This is a genomic window from Pseudomonas sp. DrBHI1 (genome assembly GCF_002205115.1).
Taxonomy (GTDB): Bacteria; Pseudomonadota; Gammaproteobacteria; order Pseudomonadales; family Pseudomonadaceae; genus Aquipseudomonas; species Aquipseudomonas mosselii.
In genome coordinates this window covers 1-15,698 of sequence record NZ_NIBE01000052.1, presented here as the reverse complement: position 1 = coordinate 15,698, position 15,698 = coordinate 1, and the positions used below count along the sequence as shown (strand labels likewise).

14 protein-coding genes are annotated in these 15,698 nt (G+C 65.5%); 9 read left to right on the top strand and 5 right to left on the bottom strand.

What is annotated here, in order from left to right:
* Positions 1–399 precede the first annotated feature (399 nt).
* Positions 400–1,506 carry an agmatine deiminase gene (gene aguA / locus CC207_RS09415; RefSeq protein ID WP_028689184.1) on the bottom strand — a complete coding sequence of 369 codons (1,107 nt, stop codon included), beginning with the start codon at positions 1,504–1,506 and terminating at the stop codon, positions 400–402.
* Between the two features lie 242 nt (positions 1,507–1,748).
* Complete coding sequence (locus CC207_RS09410) at positions 1,749–4,649, bottom strand: aminotransferase (protein ID WP_088852000.1); 2,901 nt, start codon at positions 4,647–4,649, stop codon at positions 1,749–1,751.
* A gap of 167 nt (positions 4,650–4,816) precedes the next feature.
* On the opposite strand from CC207_RS09410, the gene rfbB reads away from it, so the two are divergent.
* The 7 genes from rfbB to CC207_RS09375 are packed head-to-tail and all read left to right on the top strand — an operon-like array spanning position 4,817 to position 11,882.
* Positions 4,817–5,899 (top strand): dTDP-glucose 4,6-dehydratase, encoded by a 1,083-nt coding sequence (rfbB, locus tag CC207_RS09405; protein WP_088851999.1) that lies wholly within the window; start codon positions 4,817–4,819, stop codon positions 5,897–5,899.
* Positions 5,896–6,771: a glucose-1-phosphate thymidylyltransferase RfbA gene (gene rfbA, locus CC207_RS09400; RefSeq protein WP_028689187.1), complete on the top strand. Its 876-nt coding sequence runs from the start codon at positions 5,896–5,898 to the stop codon at positions 6,769–6,771. Before rfbB ends, rfbA begins: the two co-directional genes overlap by 4 nt.
* Positions 6,768–7,316, top strand: coding sequence for a dTDP-4-dehydrorhamnose 3,5-epimerase (gene rfbC / locus CC207_RS09395; RefSeq protein WP_088851998.1), 549 nt, complete (start codon positions 6,768–6,770; stop codon positions 7,314–7,316). Before rfbA ends, rfbC begins: the two co-directional genes overlap by 4 nt.
* Positions 7,313–8,173, top strand: a complete 861-nt coding sequence (rfbD, locus tag CC207_RS09390; protein WP_028689189.1) for a dTDP-4-dehydrorhamnose reductase — start codon at positions 7,313–7,315, stop codon at positions 8,171–8,173. The genes rfbC and rfbD overlap by 4 nt, the downstream gene beginning before the upstream one ends.
* Before the next feature lie 39 nt (positions 8,174–8,212).
* Positions 8,213–10,027, top strand: a complete 1,815-nt coding sequence (locus CC207_RS09385) for an ATP-binding protein (RefSeq protein WP_088851997.1) — start codon at positions 8,213–8,215, stop codon at positions 10,025–10,027.
* Positions 10,024–11,430 carry a sigma-54 dependent transcriptional regulator gene (locus CC207_RS09380; protein ID WP_028689191.1) on the top strand — a complete coding sequence of 469 codons (1,407 nt, stop codon included), beginning with the start codon at positions 10,024–10,026 and terminating at the stop codon, positions 11,428–11,430. Before CC207_RS09385 ends, CC207_RS09380 begins: the two co-directional genes overlap by 4 nt.
* Positions 11,427–11,882 (top strand): YiiD C-terminal domain-containing protein, encoded by a 456-nt coding sequence (locus CC207_RS09375; RefSeq protein ID WP_088851996.1) that lies wholly within the window; start codon positions 11,427–11,429, stop codon positions 11,880–11,882. Before CC207_RS09380 ends, CC207_RS09375 begins: the two co-directional genes overlap by 4 nt.
* A gap of 131 nt (positions 11,883–12,013) precedes the next feature.
* Here CC207_RS09375 and cysQ read toward each other — a convergent pair whose 3' ends face one another.
* Both cysQ and nudE read right to left on the bottom strand, forming a co-directional pair.
* The gene (cysQ, locus tag CC207_RS09370) at positions 12,014–12,847 is read right to left on the bottom strand and encodes a 3'(2'),5'-bisphosphate nucleotidase CysQ (protein ID WP_028689193.1); all 834 of its coding nucleotides are present in this window, start codon (positions 12,845–12,847) and stop codon (positions 12,014–12,016) included.
* Positions 12,844–13,410, bottom strand: a complete 567-nt coding sequence (gene nudE, locus CC207_RS09365; protein WP_028689194.1) for an ADP compounds hydrolase NudE — start codon at positions 13,408–13,410, stop codon at positions 12,844–12,846. Before nudE ends, cysQ begins: the two co-directional genes overlap by 4 nt.
* A gap of 64 nt (positions 13,411–13,474) precedes the next feature.
* On the opposite strand from nudE, the gene yrfG reads away from it, so the two are divergent.
* On the top strand, positions 13,475–14,137 hold the full coding sequence (yrfG, locus tag CC207_RS09360) for a GMP/IMP nucleotidase (protein ID WP_088851995.1): 663 nt from the start codon (positions 13,475–13,477) through the stop codon (positions 14,135–14,137).
* A gap of 44 nt (positions 14,138–14,181) precedes the next feature.
* Here the strand turns inward: yrfG and lysM are convergent, their stop codons facing one another.
* On the bottom strand, positions 14,182–14,622 hold the full coding sequence (gene lysM, locus CC207_RS09355; protein WP_028689196.1) for a peptidoglycan-binding protein LysM: 441 nt from the start codon (positions 14,620–14,622) through the stop codon (positions 14,182–14,184).
* Positions 14,623–14,797: 175 nt separating this feature from the next.
* On the opposite strand from lysM, the gene fdhD reads away from it, so the two are divergent.
* A complete protein-coding gene (gene fdhD, locus CC207_RS09350) occupies positions 14,798–15,625 on the top strand; it encodes a formate dehydrogenase accessory sulfurtransferase FdhD (RefSeq protein WP_028689197.1) in 828 nt (275 codons plus the stop codon).
* The last annotated feature ends 73 nt before the right edge of the window (positions 15,626–15,698 follow it).

Here is a 15,698-nt window from a genome sequence, read left to right as displayed (position 1 = left end):
GGCGGGTTCCTTCCCGATCAATGCCAGACAGCCAGCAGAGCTTCGAGCTCTTCCTCGCTGATCAGACCTTGAGGGTATCGCCCATCCAGCAGGCGTCGTGGGTCGGTCGTCCTGACCCGATTGTCTCCATGACGTTTCAACCACTGAGCCAGGATTCTGAGCGATTGGTGACAGGCTGCCGTTGCGGGCAAAGCCGACTCACTTGCTGCGTTCATTTCCTCACGTACTCCCCGGGCCTAGTGAGCGGCTAAGTTACTTCAGACGCGTTACAGATTGGCGTAGGCCCATTCGTCTGAAGCACGAGGAAAAATCAATACAATTGCTGTGCCATGCCGCACGACCGACTATCGCGAGCATAAAAAAACCCGTCGCTCGACGGGTTTTTCATTCATTGGCCGGTCAACGTTTTACCGGCGCCGGCTGCTGCTGGGTCAGGCAGTGGATATTGCCACCGCCAAGCAGCAGCTCACGCCCCGGGATCATCACCACTTCGTGATCCGGGAAGACCTTGGCCAGGATCGCTCTGGCCTGCGCATCGGCCGGGTCGTCGAAGCTCGGGGCGATGATGCCGCCGTTGACGATCAGGAAGTTCACATAGGAACCGGCCAGGCGTACCGAAGGATCGCGCTCCTGGCTGCCCACCACGTGATCGACGCCGTCGCATTCTGCCTGGGTGGCATACAGCGGGCCCGGGATCGGCATCTTGTGCACCACGAACTCGCGCCCCTTGGCGTCACGGGTGTTTTTCAGCACCTCGTAGGCGGCGTGGCAACGCGCGTAGTTGGGGTCATTGGAATCATCGGTCCAGGCCAGTAACACTTCGCCGGGGCTGACGTAACAGCAGAAGTTGTCGACGTGGCCATCGGTTTCGTCGTTGTACAGGCCATCCGGCAGCCAGACGATGGTCTCCACCGCCAGGTGCTCGCGCAGGATCTCCTCGATCTGCTCGCGGTTCAGGTGCGGGTTGCGGTTGCGGTTGAGCAGGCATTCCTCGGTGGTGATCAGGGTGCCTTCGCCGTCGACATGGATCGAACCGCCCTCGAGCACGAAGCCCTCGGTGTGGTAGCGCTGCACACGCTCCATTTCCATGACCTTGGCAGCCAACTCCTCGTCGCGGTTCCAGGGGGCGTACAGGCCACCGTCGAAGCCGCCCCAGGCGTTGAAGCCCCAGTCCACGCCACGCACTTCGCCGTGGTCGTTGATGACGAAGGTCGGACCGGTGTCACGCACCCAAGCATCGTCGTTGCTGATCTCGACCACACGGATGTTCGGCAGGTCGAGCTGGCGACGGGCGTTCGCGTACTGGCCGGCGGACACCGCCACGGTAACCGGCTCGAAACGGGCGATAGCCTTGGCCAGGGTCACGTGCGCGGCCTGCGCCGGCTTGCCACCCAGGCGCCAGTTGTCCGGGCGCTCCGGCCAGACCATCCACACCTGGGTTTGCGGGGCCCACTCGGCGGGCATGTGGAAACCGTCGGCGCGGGGGGTCGAGTTGAGCGTTTTCATCGATGACCTCTAATGGCAACTGTCGGTGGTCCGGGGCCCGCTACGCGCGCCTTTCGCGACGCAAGGCCGCTCCCACAGGTCGAACGCTATCCCTGTAGAAGCGGCCTTGCGTCGCGAAAGGACCGCAAAGCGGTCCCGGCTGTTCAATGGCGAACACTTATATCCGATAAATATCGACTTTTAAAGCAAGTCACGAGACCGTTTTCGCATAAGGCGCCATTGAAAATCGATAAGAATCGATTTTATAAGCCCTCACCTAGAATCCGCTCCACGCAGTCGACAAAGTAGTCCACGCTCGCCCGCGTGGTGCACATCGGCGGCTTGATCTTGAGGATGTTCAGGTAGTCGCCGGTCGGCTGCATGAAGATCCCCAGGTCGCGCAGGCGATCGCACAGGATCATGGTCTCCTCGGTCGCCGGCTCCAGGGTCTGGCGATCGCGCACCAGTTCCAGCCCCAGGTAGAACCCGGAACCGTGGGCGGCGCCAGCTAGCGGATATTTATCGACCAACGCCTGCAGGCGTGCCTTGAAGTGGCGGCCGACGTCACGGGCGTTGTCCCACAGTCCTTCGTCGCGCATCACATCCAGCACCGCCATGCCGATGCGGCAACTGACCGGGCTGCCCCCGGCCGAGGAGAAGAAGTAGCCCTCGGCCTCCAACGCCTCGGCGATCTCGCGCCGGGTGATCACCGCGCCCAGCGGCTGGCCGTTGCCCATGCCCTTGGCCATGGTGATGATATCCGGTACCACGCCCTGCTCCTCGAAACCCCAGAAGTACTCGCCCAGGCGCCCATAGCCGACCTGCACCTCGTCGGCGATGCACACCCCGCCGCGCTGTCGCACTTTGGCATAGGCCTCGCGCAAGTAGCCCGGCGGCAACGAGATGCCCCCGGCGTTGCCGTACACCGGCTCACAGATCATCCCGGCCAGCTGGCGGCCACGGGTGTCGAGGTCGGCCAGCTTGGCATCGACATCGCGCAAGTAGTCAGCGGCACTGCCAGCGCCCCGGTAACGCCCGCGGAAGGTGTTCGGCGCCTCCACCGGGTGCACCCAGTCCGGGCGGGTCTCCAGGGCCTGGGGGTTATCGGCGATGGAGGTGGAGATCGCGTCGGTGGCCACCGACCAGCCGTGGTAGGCCTCCAGCACGCTGAGCAGGTCGCGCCCGCCGCTGTAGGCCCAGGCCAGGCGGATCGCCAAGTCGTTGGCTTCGGTGCCGCTGTTGACCAGGAATACCCGGTCGAAGCCTTCCGGAGCCACTTCCAGCAGACGCTCGGAGAACTCGGCAATGGCCGCGTAGTGGAAGCGCGAGTTGGTGTTGACCAGCGACCACTGGCGCGCCGACTCGGCGACCATGCGCGGATGGCCATGGCCGAGCACCGCGACGTTGTTGAGCATATCCAGGTACGAACGGCCCTGCATGTCGATCAGGTAGTTGCGCCAGCCGCGCTCGATGTGCGGCGGCTGGGCGTAGTAATGCTTCTGCGAGCGGGCGAAACTGGCATCGCGTCGGGCCAGCAGGGCCTGTGGGTCGGCCAGTGGTTCGGCATCGCAGTCAAAGCCCAGCAGGGAGCGCGGTGACGGGCACAAGGCCAGCCAGGCTGCGGCGTGGGACGGCGTGGCAAAGAACGGTGGGCGGGTATCGGCATCCAGGCACAGCTGCACACTGAGGAAGCCGCAGGTCGCACCCAGCGCCTGCCCCTTGAGCAGCGCCTGGCCATCGGCCGGCGCCTCTTCCAGGCCGGCGAGCCACAGGCTCCAGTGCGCGGTCCGCAGGCAACCGCGGCCATCTCCGATGCGTTGCCAGACCCCGGCCTCGGGAGCTTGCAGCGGGCTGCCGGGCAACAGGTTCAGCTCCACGCCCAGGGCACAGGTGGCCGGCTCTTCAGGCTGATCGATATGGGTTTGAGACAGGCGGTACTGTCCATGGAGGCTGCACGCAGGGCCCGGCTGGGCGGCGAGCATACGCTGGTCGAAGCCCGGTTGCTCCCAGTTGCCCGCTTCGCAGAGGGGGCTGAGCACGCCCAGGTCGACCCGGGCGACCGGCTGCCCGGCAAGGCTCGGCAGCAACGCGACGCAACCGCTCATGTCCGGCGTCACGGGTACCTGGCCCGCCGCGTTCAGGATCGCCGCCTCCATCAACGCGGCGGGTACGGAGCAGGCGGTATCGAAGATCTCCCATTCATGGGCGATGTTGTCGCGGGTGTACTGGTTGTCCGGATCGACCGCCAGCTGCTGTTCGCTGCTGAGCACCAGCACCGCGGCGCGGTTCAGCACCAGCGGCCACAAGGCACGCAGCTCCGCCTCCTGCAGCGGATTCGCCGCGTGGTAGGCGCTGATCGCCGGCAGGATGCGCAACGGGTCGCCCTCGGCGTGGTGCAGCAGGGCCGCGCAGGTCACCGACAGATCGGCGATACGCCAAGTCCGCAGCAGGTCGCCGAAGTCGATGACGCCCTGCACCTGCCATTGGCGCTGGTCGTCGCGGGCCCAGACCACGTTGTCGTCGGTGATGTCCAAGTGCACGGCCTGGACCGGCAATTGCCCGACCAGCGGTTGCAGGCGAGCGGCCGCCAACCGTGCGACCTGTACCACCTGCTCGCGACGCTGGATATCCTGCAACACCGGCAACAGGTGCTCGATCAGCACCGAGGCGTGCCGTGGATCCCACTGCAGGGTACGCTCAAGGCCCGGGTGGTCGAAGCCGGCCAGCGCCTTGTCGACCTCGGCGCAGAGCGTGCCGAGCTCGGCCATCACCCGCGCCGGCAGGTGTCCCAGGCGGGTCAGAGGCTGACCATCGATGTAATCGAGCAGACGGGCGCGCAATGGCTGGCCATCGATCTCGAGTTCCAGCAGCAGCTCGCCCGTGTTCGCCGGGCGCACCACCGGCACCGGCACGCCTTGCCCGCGCAGAAAAGCCAGGGCCGCATGCTGCGCCTGCAGTTCGATCGCCGCATAGCTGCCATGACAGACCTTGAGCACGAACCGCCCCTGATCGCTGTCCACGCGAAAATTGAGGTCCTGCTGGCTGCCTAGCGCCTGCAGGCTGCCTTGCAGATCGTAATGCGAGCGCAACAAGGCATGAGCATGGGCCTCGCCGAGGGAGGGGCCGGGCTGGCTGGAACGCTGGATCAGGGTACTCAGGGGCATGGACGGGAACCTCGTTTTTTGTCGCCTATATCGCCATCGCGGCTGCCGATAAGCAAGTGGCATCCCTGCACAGACGACAGGCCGTCCTGCATTCACGACTTGCCACAAGCGATGCCAGCCAACAAGCTACGCTCCTGGCACTACGCTTTCCAAACAGGCACCCGCACATGCGCATTCTCGTCACCGGCGGCGCCGGTTTCATCGGCTCGGCCCTGGTTCGTCACCTGATCGATCACACCGATCATGAGGTGCTCAACCTCGACAAGTTGACCTACGCGGGCAACTTGCAATCGCTGCTGCGAGTCGCCGGCAACAGCCGCTATGAATTCGTCCAGGCCGATATCGCCGACCAGGCGAGTGTCAGCGCCGTGCTTGCCAGGTTCCAGCCAGACGCAATCATGCACCTGGCCGCGGAGTCGCATGTCGACCGCTCCATCTACGACTCTGCGGACTTCATCCAGACCAACATCGTCGGCACCTACAGCCTGCTGGAGGCCACCCGCGTCTACTGGAGCACACTGAACGAACAGGCCCGCGGAGCGTTCCGCTTCCATCATGTCTCCACCGACGAGGTCTTCGGCGACCTGCAAGGCACCCACGACCTGTTCGATGAAAACACCCCGTACGCGCCCAGCTCCCCCTACTCAGCGAGCAAGGCGGCAGCCGATCATCTGGTGCGCGCCTGGCACCGCACCTATGGCCTGCCGACAGTGATCAGCAACTGTTCCAACAACTACGGCCCGTATCACTTCCCCGAAAAGCTGATCCCGTTGACCATCCTCAATGCCCTGGCCGGAAAACCGCTTGCGGTGTACGGCGATGGCCGGCAGGTCCGCGACTGGCTGTATGTCGAGGATCACGTGCGCGCCCTGCTTCAGGTCGTGACCCTGGGTGAAGTCGGCCAGACCTACACCGTCGGCGGCCACAACGAGCAGCGCAACATCGACGTGGTGCATGCCCTGTGCACCCTCCTGGAAGAGTTGGCGCCCGACCATCCGGCCGGCGTGACCCGCTACGCCGACCTGATCACCCACGTCCGCGATCGCCCGGGCCATGACCTGCGCTACGCCATCGATGCCGGCAGGATCGAGCGCGATCTCGGCTGGATGCCCCAAGAGACTTTCGCTTCGGGTCTGCGCAAGACCGTGCAGTGGTACCTGGCCAACCTCGAGTGGTGCCGCCAGGTCCAGGACGGCAGCTATCGGGGCCAGCGCCTGGGCAACGCCGACTTCAAGGGCCTGATCGCATGACCAAGGGTATCGTCCTGGCCGGCGGCACCGGCACCCGCCTGCACCCCATCACCCTCGGCGTCTCCAAGCAGCTGCTGCCAATCTACGACAAGCCGATGATCTACTACCCGATCTCTGTGCTGATGCTCGCCGGCATCCGCGACATCCTGCTGATCTCCACGCCTCAGGACCTGCCGCAGTACCGCCAGTTGTTCGGCGACGGCAACCCGTTCGGGATCCGCATCAGCTATGCCGAACAACCCTCACCCGACGGGCTGGCACAGGCGTTCCTGATCGGTGAATCGTTCATCGGCGACGATGCCGTGTGCCTGATCCTCGGTGACAACATCTTCCACGGCCAGGGCTTCAGCGAACAATTGCAGCGCGCGGTGCAACAGCCCTCGGGCGCCACGGTGTTCGGCTATTGGGTCAAGGACCCGGAGCGCTTCGGCGTGATTGAGTTCGACGCCGATGGCCGAGCGCTGTCGATCGAGGAGAAACCCCTACACCCCAAGTCCAGCTACGTCGTGACCGGCCTGTACTTCTATGACAACGACGTGGTGAACATCGCCAAGGGCATTCGTCCATCAGCCCGCGGCGAACTGGAGATCACCGACATCAACAATGCCTACCTGGCACGCGGCGACCTGCGCGTCGAACGCTTTGGTCGTGGCTTCGCCTGGCTCGACACCGGCACCCACGACAGCCTGCTTGAGGCCTCGCAGTATGTGCAGACCCTCGAACATCGCCAAGGGCTGAAGGTGGCCTGCCTCGAAGAAATCGCTTTCCAGAAGGGCTGGATCAGCCGCGAGCAGGTGCTGGCCAAGGCCTGCGAACTACAAAAAACCGGCTACGGCCAATACCTGAGCCAGCTGGCCGAAGAGTACCCATGAACATCATTGCCACCGCGCTCCCGGAGGTCCTGATCATCGAACCCAAGGTGTTCGGTGACAGCCGAGGGTTCTTCTACGAAAGCTACAACGCCCGCGACTTCGCCCTGCAAACCGGCATCGACACGCCGTTCGTCCAGGACAACCACTCCCGCTCAGGTCAAGGTGTGCTGCGCGGCCTGCACTACCAGTTGCAAAATGCCCAGGGCAAGCTGGTCCGCGTGCTGCAGGGCGAGATCCTGGACGTTGCGGTGGACATCCGCGGCCGCTCGCCGACCCTAGGGCAGTGGGTAGCGGTGAGGCTGTCCGCCGACAACCACCGCCAGCTGTGGCTGCCACCCGGTTTCGCCCATGGCTTCCGGGTTCTGGGCGAGTCGGCCGAGGTGCTCTACAAGACCACCGACTACTACAACCCCGACGCCGAGCAGAGCATTCGCTGGGACGACCCTCAACTGGCCATCGACTGGCAGCTGGACGGCCTGCAACCATTGCTGTCGGCCAAGGACCAGGCCGCCACATCATTTGCCGATGCGCAGCTGTTCCCATGAGGATCCTCGTCTGTGGCCGCCATGGCCAGGTCGCGCTGGCACTCCAGGACGCCCTGAGCGGCCTGGGTGATGTGCAGCGGGTCGGTCGCGACGGGCTCGACCTGGCTCACCCGGAACAACTGCGCGCCACGCTGCGCCAGATTGCCCCGGCGCTGATCATCAACGCCGCCGCCTACACCGCGGTCGACCAGGCTGAAAGCGAGACGCGGCAAGCCTACACCATCAACGCCGAAGCACCCCGGGTGCTGGCCGAAGAAGCCGCACGGCTCGGCGCACCGCTAATCCACTACTCCACCGACTATGTCTTCGACGGCAGCAAGTCAGCCCCCTACGACGAAGACGACACCCCCAGCCCGCTGAGTGTCTATGGCCGCAGCAAGCTGGCAGGTGAACTGGCCATCACCGCTGTCGCCGGGGAGCACCTGATCCTGCGCACCAGCTGGATCTATTCGCTGCATGGGCGTAATTTCCTGCTGACCATGCAGCGCCTGCTTCAGCAACGCGCTCAACTGAAAGTGGTGGACGACCAGGTCGGCGCCCCGACCTGGGCAGCCACCATTGCCGCCAGTACGCGTGCATTGATCGAGCGCTGGCAGAGCGGCCAGGCCGGCGCCTGGGGCACTTACCACCTGACCGCCCAGGGTGAAACCTCCTGGTTCGGCTTCGCCCAGGCCATCGGCGAACAGCTCAAGGCCCGCGGCCTGCCCTGCGCCGAACTGCTGCCGATCCCTTCCCGCGACTACCCTACACCGGCAAAGCGACCGCTCAACTCACGCCTGGACTGTTCGCGTCTGGCCCGCGAATGGCAGGTCAGCCAACCGCACTGGCACGATGCACTCATCGACTGCCTCAAGTAGCGCATAATTGCGCCAGACCCTACTGGCGCCCTTATCGTAATGATCCCAAGACCCACGCCTCCCCGCCGCCCCCGCTGGCGCAGCCTGGCCCTGCTGGCGCTGTGCCTGGCCCCGCTGCTGTGGCCATTGCACCACCTGGCCGAGCGCTACTACCAGGACGAACTGGCGTCGCAGAACCGCCAGACCCTCGACCTCTACGTCGCCAACCTGCTGGGCACCCTGCACCGCTACGAGACCCTGCCGCAAATCCTCGGTGACCTGCCAGCGCTGCGTGGCGTGCTGGCCGACCCGTTTCGTCTCGAGGCGGTGACCAACGCCAACCGCCTGCTCAAGCACATCACCCAGCAGACCGGCGCCGAGGTGATGTACCTGATGGATGTCAGCGGCAACACCCTGGCCGCCTCCAACTGGGACAAGCAGGACAGTTTCGTCGGCCGCAATTTCTCGTTCCGCCCCTACTTCATCGAAGCAATGGAAGGCCACCTGGGACGCTTCTTCGGCCAGGGCACCACCTCGGCCAAGCGCGGCTACTTCTTCGCTGCCGCCGTGCACGACCGCGACAAGGTGATCGGCGTGCTGGTGGTCAAGGTCGACCTCGACCACACCGAGACCCTCTGGGGCCGCACCCCGGAACAATTGCTGCTGACCGACCAGAACGGCGTGGTGGTGCTCACCTCGCGCCCGGACTGGCGGTTCCGCGCCACCCGCGAGCTGACCGCGGCCGAGCGCCAGGCCATCGTCGCCATCCAGCCCTACCCGACCCAGGCGCCACAGCCGCTGACCCTCGACCAGGCCGCCTGGCTGATCCAGACCCGCGACATCAAGGAAACCGGCTGGCAGGTGAGCATCCTTGCCCCGCGCCTGCTGGTCGATCGCTCGGTGCAGACGGTCATGGCCATCGGCGGCGGCGCGCTGCTGGTGACCATGCTCCTGGCCGGCCTGGTGATGCAGCGCCGCCGCCACTACATCGACCGCATCGACTTCGAGGCCCGTGCCCGCCAGGAACTGGAGCACCGCGTAATCGAACGTACCGCCGACCTCGAAGGCCTCAACACCCGGCTCAAGAGCGCGGTGCTCGAACGCGAAAACGCCCAGCAGGAGCTGGTACGCGCCCAGGACGAGCTGGTCCAGGCCGGTAAGCTGTCGGTGCTCGGCACCATGTCGGCGAGCATCAGCCACGAGCTCAACCAGCCGCTGGCGGCCATCCGCAGCTACGCCGAGAATGCCGAGATCCTCCTCGATCATCAGCGCACCGAGGACGTACGCGGCAACCTCAAGCTGATCGGCGAGCTGACCGGGCGCATGGCCTCGATCATCGCCCACCTGCGCGCCTTCGCCCGCCGCGACCAGCACGCACCGGAAAGCGTGGCCCTGCAACCGGCCCTGGACGACGCCCTCGCGCTGCTGGCCAAGCGCCGCCGGGCCATGGCCGTCGAGCTGGTGCGCGACCTGCCGGAAGCCACTCTGTGGGTGCAAGCGGGCGAAACACGCCTGCGCCAGGTGCTGGGCAACCTGCTGGCCAACGCCCTCGATGCCCTCACCGAGAAGGCCAACCCACGCCGGCTGTGGCTGAGTGCCGCACGCCAGGATGACTGCGTCTACCTGTACATCCGCGACAACGGCCCCGGTTTCAGCCGCCAGGCCCTGGAGCATGCCAAGGAGCCGTTCTTCACCACCAAGACCCGCACCCAGGGCCTGGGGCTGGGGCTGGCCATCTGCGAAAGCCTGATGCATGCACTGGGCGGTGAGCTGCTGCTGGGCAACCACCCGGAAGGCGGTGCCCTGCTGACGCTGAAACTGCGCGTGGCCAAGCCTGGCGCCAACCTGCAATCTTCGGAGGACACCTCGGCATGACCGAGACACTGATCGACAGCCGCGCCCAGGTGCTCCTGGTCGACGACGACCCGCACCTGCGCCAGGCGCTGAGCCAGACCCTGGACCTGGCCGGGCTCAAGGTGGTGGCCCTGGCCGACGCCCAGGGTCTGGCCGGGCGCATCGAGGAAGACTGGCCGGGAGTGGTGGTCAGCGATATCCGCATGCCCGGCATCGATGGCCTGCAACTGCTGGAACAACTGCATGCCCGCGACAGCGAACTGCCGGTGCTGCTGATCACCGGCCACGGCGATGTGCCGCTGGCGGTGCAGGCCATGCGCGCCGGGGCCTACGACTTCCTCGAAAAACCCTTCGCCAGCGACGCCCTGCTCGACAGCGTGCGCCGCGCCCTGGCCCTGCGCCGCCTGGTGCTGGACAACCGCAGCCTGCGCCTGGCCCTGAGCGACCGCCAGCAATTGGCCACGCGCCTGGTCGGCCAGTCGCCGGGCATGCAGCGCCTGCGCGAGCAGATCGGCGCCCTCGCCGGCACCCGCGCCGACGTGTTGATCCTCGGTGAGACCGGCGCCGGCAAGGAGGTGGTGGCCCGTGCCCTGCACGACCTGTCGAGCCGCCGCGACGGCCCGTTCGTGGCGATCAACGCCGGCGCCCTGGCCGAGTCTGTGGTCGAGAGCGAGCTGTTCGGCCACGAGCCCGGGGCGTTCACCGGCGCGCAGAAACGCCGGATCGGCAAGTTCGAGTTCGCCAACGGCGGCACGCTGTTCCTCGACGAGATAGAGAGCATGAGCCTGGACGTGCAGGTCAAGCTGCTGCGCCTGCTGCAGGAACGGGTGGTCGAACGCCTGGGCGGCAACCAACTGATCCCGCTGGATATCCGCATCATCGCCGCGACCAAGGAAGACCTGCGCCAGGCCGCCGACCAGGGCCGCTTCCGCGCCGACCTGTACTACCGCCTCAATGTCGCGCCGCTGCGCATCCCCGCGTTGCGCGAGCGCGGCGACGACATCCTCGTGCTGTTCCAGCACTTCGCCGACGCCGCCAGCGAGCGCCACGGCCTGCCGCCCCACAGCCTGCAACCGGCGCAGCGCGCCATGCTCCTGCGCCACGACTGGCCGGGCAATGTGCGCGAACTGCAGAACGCCGCCGAACGCTTCGCCCTGGGCCTGGAGCTGGCCCTCGATGGCCAGGTGCCCATGGCGCCCCCTGACATCCAGGTGGCCGTGCCGACCGGCAATCTCAGCGAACAGGTCGAGCAGTTCGAACGCTCGCTGATCGCCGCCGAACTGGGCCAACCGCACAACTCGATGCGCAGCCTCGCCGAGGCCCTCGGCATCCCGCGCAAGACCCTGCATGACAAACTGCGCAAGCACGGCCTGAGCTTCGACGGCGGTGGCGGGCACGACGACCAGGAGGAAAACCGTCCATGAGCACCGACAGCCAGTACCTGCAAACGGTATTGCACAGTGATATTCCGTTGACCCGCGACATGGGGATGGAAGTCCTCGATTGGCAACAGCACCGCCTGCGCCTGAAGCTGCCGCTGGCGCCCAACGTCAACCACAAGAGCACCATGTTCGGCGGCAGCTTGTACTGCGGCGCGGTGCTGGTCGGCTGGGGCTGGCTGCACCTGCGCCTGCGCGAGCTGGGGATCGATGACGGGCATATCGTCATCCAGGAAGGGCAGATCAGTTATCCGCTGCCGGTGACCGGCACAGCGGTGGCACAGTGCCCGGCGCCGGACGAGAAAACCTGGGCGCGGTTCCTGACGATGTACCAGCGTCGCGGGCGGGCGCGGCTGACACTGGAGACGGTGGTGAGCAACGAGGGGAACGACGAGCCTGCCGTGAAATTCAGTGGCCAGTACGTTTTGCATCGCTGAAGGCTTGGGAGCGCTTCACACCCCTTTCCGACCGGTCCGACGCCTCGGCAAGGCCGCTCGTACAGGGAAACGTGATCCCCTGTAGGAGCGGCCTTGTGTCGCGATGGGCTGCAAAGCAGCCCGCGGCTATCTCAAACTCGGATCGCGCCTGCCAGCTCGACCAGCGCCTGCCGCCAGCCGGCAGCCTTGGGCAACGCCAGGAAAAACGGATTGAGCAACGACTCCCGCGCCGGATACCGGAACGGCAACCCATCCAGCCCGATCACCTCGCCCCCGGCCCCTTCCAGCACGCCCTGCGCAGCTGCGGTATCCCACTGAGAAGTCGGCGCCAAGCGCGGATAACAGTCGGCGCTGCCTTCGGCCAGCAGGCAGAACTTCAGTGAACTGCCGATATTGGCCAGTTCCAGCTCACCCACTGCGCCACTCAGCCCGGCCAGCAGGGCCTCCTGTTGCGGGCTGGAATGCCGGCGGCTGGCGACGACGGTGAACTTCGCCCCCTGCGCCGGCGCGTTGCGCACCTGGATCGGCTGCGCGACACCCTCACGCTCCATACGCCAGGCCCCCAGGTCGCGGCCACCGAAATAGCAGCGGCCATTGGTCGGCATTGCCACCACCCCGAATACCACCTCACCGTTCTCGATCAACGCGATATTGACGGTGAACTCCTCGCTACCGGCGATGAACTCCTTGGTGCCATCCAGCGGGTCGACCAGCCACCAGCGCTGCCAGCCTTGGCGGGTGGCCAGCGGGATCTCGCAGTCTTCCTCGGACAGCACCGGTATCTGCGGTGCCAGCGCTTGCAAACCATCCGCGATCACCCGATGAGCCGCCAGGTCGGCAGCGGTCACCGGCGAATCGTCGGCCTTGCTGGTCACCGCCACATCGGCGCGCCAGAACGGCAGGATCGCCTCGCCGGCCAAGCGGGCGAGCGCCACCACGTCCTGCATCAACTGCCGATCGTTCATACGCTCAATACCCCACGCTGGATCAGCAGGTCGCGGGCCAGGTACAACGCCGCCAGCGCCCGACCTTCGGTGAACTGCGGGTGCATGGCCAACGCCGAAAGCTCACGCAGGTTGACCTTGTCGACCCGCATCGGCTCGGGCTCGTCGCCCTCCAGGCGCTCTTCGTACAGGTCCGAGGCCAGCACCACCTGGATCTTCTGGCTCATGTAGCCGGGCGACAGCGACAGCTCGGTGAGGTGCTCCAGCTGGCGCGCGCCGAACCCAGCCTCTTCCTTGAGCTCCCGGTCGGCGGCAGCCAGCACGTCCTCGCCCGGCTCGATCAGGCCCTTGGGCAGGGACAGCTCGTACTCATCGGTGCCGCCGCAATATTCCTCGACCAGCACCGCGTGCTCGGTATCGAGCATGGCCACGATCATCACCGCGCCATAACCGTTGCCACGGCCGACCAATCGCTCGTAGGTGCGCTCGGTGCCGTTGGAAAAGCGCAACTGCACGGCTTCGACCCGGAACAGGCGGCTGCTGGCGACGATCTCGCGGCTGAGAACGGTGGGTTTCTGGCGCATGGGGCGGCTCCTTGGCGTGAACGGGTTACTATACCGTGGCTAGCCGACTGATCGAGAATTTCCCATGCCCGTTCTTCCCTGGTCCGCCATCGATACCGTCCTGCTGGACATGGACGGTACTCTGCTCGACCTGCACTACGACAACCGCTTTTGGCTGGACCACCTGCCCCAGCGCTACGCCGAGCTGCATGGCGTGAGCCGGGCCATAGCCGAGCTCGAGCTGCACCCGCTGTTCGAGCGGCATGCCGGCACGCTCAACTGGTACTGCCTGGATTTCTGGAGCCGTGAACTGCGCCTGCCGATCCGCGAGCTGAAACAGGAGATCGCCGACCTCATCGCCCTCAAGCCGGATGCCGACACTTTCCTGGCAGCCGTGCGCAAGGCGGGCAAGCGGGTGGTGATGATCACCAATGCGCACCGCGACTCGCTGTCGCTGAAACTGGAGCGGGTGGAACTGGCGCCGTATTTCGAACGGCTGATCAGCTCACATGACTACGGCTATCCGAAGGAGAGTCCGCAGTTCTGGGATGCCTTGCAGGCGGACATCGGTTTTGAACCGGCGCGCAGCCTGTTCATCGATGACACTTTGGCGATTCTGCGCAGTGCCCGGCGATTTGGTGTTGGGCACCTGCTGGCTGTACGCCAGCCTGACAGTCAGGCCGGGCCGAGGGACACACAGGAGTTTGCCGCTGTTGAGGACTATCGGGCGTTGCTGGCGGGGCTATAGGCCCGCGCCCACCAGCGTGGGAGCGGGCTTGCCCCAAGATGTGATCAATCAGGAATACGCAGCACCTGCCCCGGATAGATCTTGTTGGGGTCCTTCAGCATCGGTTTGTTCGCCTCGAAGATCTTCTGGTACTTGTTGGCATCACCATAGACCCGCTTGGAAATGGCACTGAGGGTGTCACCTTTCTCGACCTCAACGAACCGGGCAGCCTGGGCCACCGGGCCGGTGACGGTGATCTGGTCATCCACCGAGGCCACCCCTGCGATATTGCCGGCAGCCAGGATGATCTTCTCCTTCTCCTCCTGGCTGGCAACCTCACCCTTGAGAATGACCTTGTCACCCTCTACAGTGGCCGAGATGTTCGGGTTGCCCAGACCCACGTCCTGGACATGCTTCTTCAACTGTTCCTCGGCATTGGCATTGCCCGGCGTCAGCAGGTCGATCAACTTCTCGCCGGCTTCCTTCACGAAACTGAACAGGCTCATGTGGCGCTCCTTTGATGGTGAATCCATGGAAGCAGGAGTCTAGGCCAGGATCATCCATCCCGCCCCGCTGCGACCAATCGACGCGCTCTATCACGACATAGACGCTAGCGATTAGACGCCATCGGCACAGGGGCCTAGGCTTGTGGGGTCAAACTGCCAGCCGGTATTCGCCCCGATGAACAGCAAGCCACCGGTCTGCGCGGCGTCCACGCCTCTTGCCCTGCCCGCCGCCAGCAACACCTATGACTACGTCCAGCTAACCGACACGGCCCACGACAGCACCCCGCTGGCCGAGGAAGTAGCGCTGGCCATCGTCTACAACGGCCTGAACCAGGCGGTGATGCTGGTCAGCCCGACCGACCTGGAAGACTTCGCCGTCGGTTTCAGCGTGGGCAGCGGCATCGTCGCCGGTACCGAGGAAATCTACGATGTGAAGCTCTCCGGCAGCGGTTCAGCGCTGTATGCCGACCTGGAGATCTCCAGCCGTGCCTTCTGGAACCTGAAGAACCAGCGCCGTCAACTGGCCGGCACCAGCGGCTGCGGCCTGTGCGGCGTCGAGGCCCTGGAGCAGGCTTTGCCCGAGCTGGACGCGCTGCCCGGGGCGCCGCTGCCGCCCGCGCACTGGCTGAAAGACTTGCGCCAGCGCATCGATGCCTTCCAGCCCCTTGGCCAGCATTGTGGCGCGGTACACGCTGCGCTGTTCATGGACCGCGAAGGCCAGTTGCTGCTGGGCCGCGAAGACATCGGCCGGCACAACGCCCTGGACAAACTGATCGGCGCCCTGCTGCGCCAGCGCATCGACACCGCAGGCGGCCTGGCCATCGTCACCAGCCGCTGCAGCCTGGAGCTGATCCAGAAAGTCCTTCGCGCCGGCATCCAGACCCTGGTCAGCCTCTCGGCACCCACGGGCCTGGCCCTGCAATGGGCGCGCAAGCACAACCTCAACCTCATCCATCTGCCCAAACACAGCGCACCGCGGGTGTTCAGCCCAGCGGCGGAGTAGCAACAGCCGTGACCTCCTACGAAAAACTGCCAGACAACGCCCCCGCCTCCACCCCTCGCTACAAGCCCTACCC

Coding starts and splice junctions, on each gene's coding strand:
- CC207_RS09410 (WP_088852000.1), bottom strand. CDS start 4,649: ATGCCCCTGAGTACCCTGATCCAGCGTTCCAGCCAGCCCGGCCCCTCC.
- rfbC (WP_088851998.1), top strand. CDS start 6,768: ATGAACATCATTGCCACCGCGCTCCCGGAGGTCCTGATCATCGAACCC.
- CC207_RS09375 (WP_088851996.1), top strand. CDS start 11,427: ATGAGCACCGACAGCCAGTACCTGCAAACGGTATTGCACAGTGATATT.
- rfbA (WP_028689187.1), top strand. CDS start 5,896: ATGACCAAGGGTATCGTCCTGGCCGGCGGCACCGGCACCCGCCTGCAC.
- nudE (WP_028689194.1), bottom strand. CDS start 13,410: ATGCGCCAGAAACCCACCGTTCTCAGCCGCGAGATCGTCGCCAGCAGC.
- yrfG (WP_088851995.1), top strand. CDS start 13,475: ATGCCCGTTCTTCCCTGGTCCGCCATCGATACCGTCCTGCTGGACATG.
- fdhD (WP_028689197.1), top strand. CDS start 14,798: ATGAACAGCAAGCCACCGGTCTGCGCGGCGTCCACGCCTCTTGCCCTG.
- aguA (WP_028689184.1), bottom strand. CDS start 1,506: ATGAAAACGCTCAACTCGACCCCCCGCGCCGACGGTTTCCACATGCCC.
- rfbB (WP_088851999.1), top strand. CDS start 4,817: ATGCGCATTCTCGTCACCGGCGGCGCCGGTTTCATCGGCTCGGCCCTG.
- lysM (WP_028689196.1), bottom strand. CDS start 14,622: ATGAGCCTGTTCAGTTTCGTGAAGGAAGCCGGCGAGAAGTTGATCGAC.
- cysQ (WP_028689193.1), bottom strand. CDS start 12,847: ATGAACGATCGGCAGTTGATGCAGGACGTGGTGGCGCTCGCCCGCTTG.
- CC207_RS09385 (WP_088851997.1), top strand. CDS start 8,213: ATGATCCCAAGACCCACGCCTCCCCGCCGCCCCCGCTGGCGCAGCCTG.
- CC207_RS09380 (WP_028689191.1), top strand. CDS start 10,024: ATGACCGAGACACTGATCGACAGCCGCGCCCAGGTGCTCCTGGTCGAC.
- rfbD (WP_028689189.1), top strand. CDS start 7,313: ATGAGGATCCTCGTCTGTGGCCGCCATGGCCAGGTCGCGCTGGCACTC.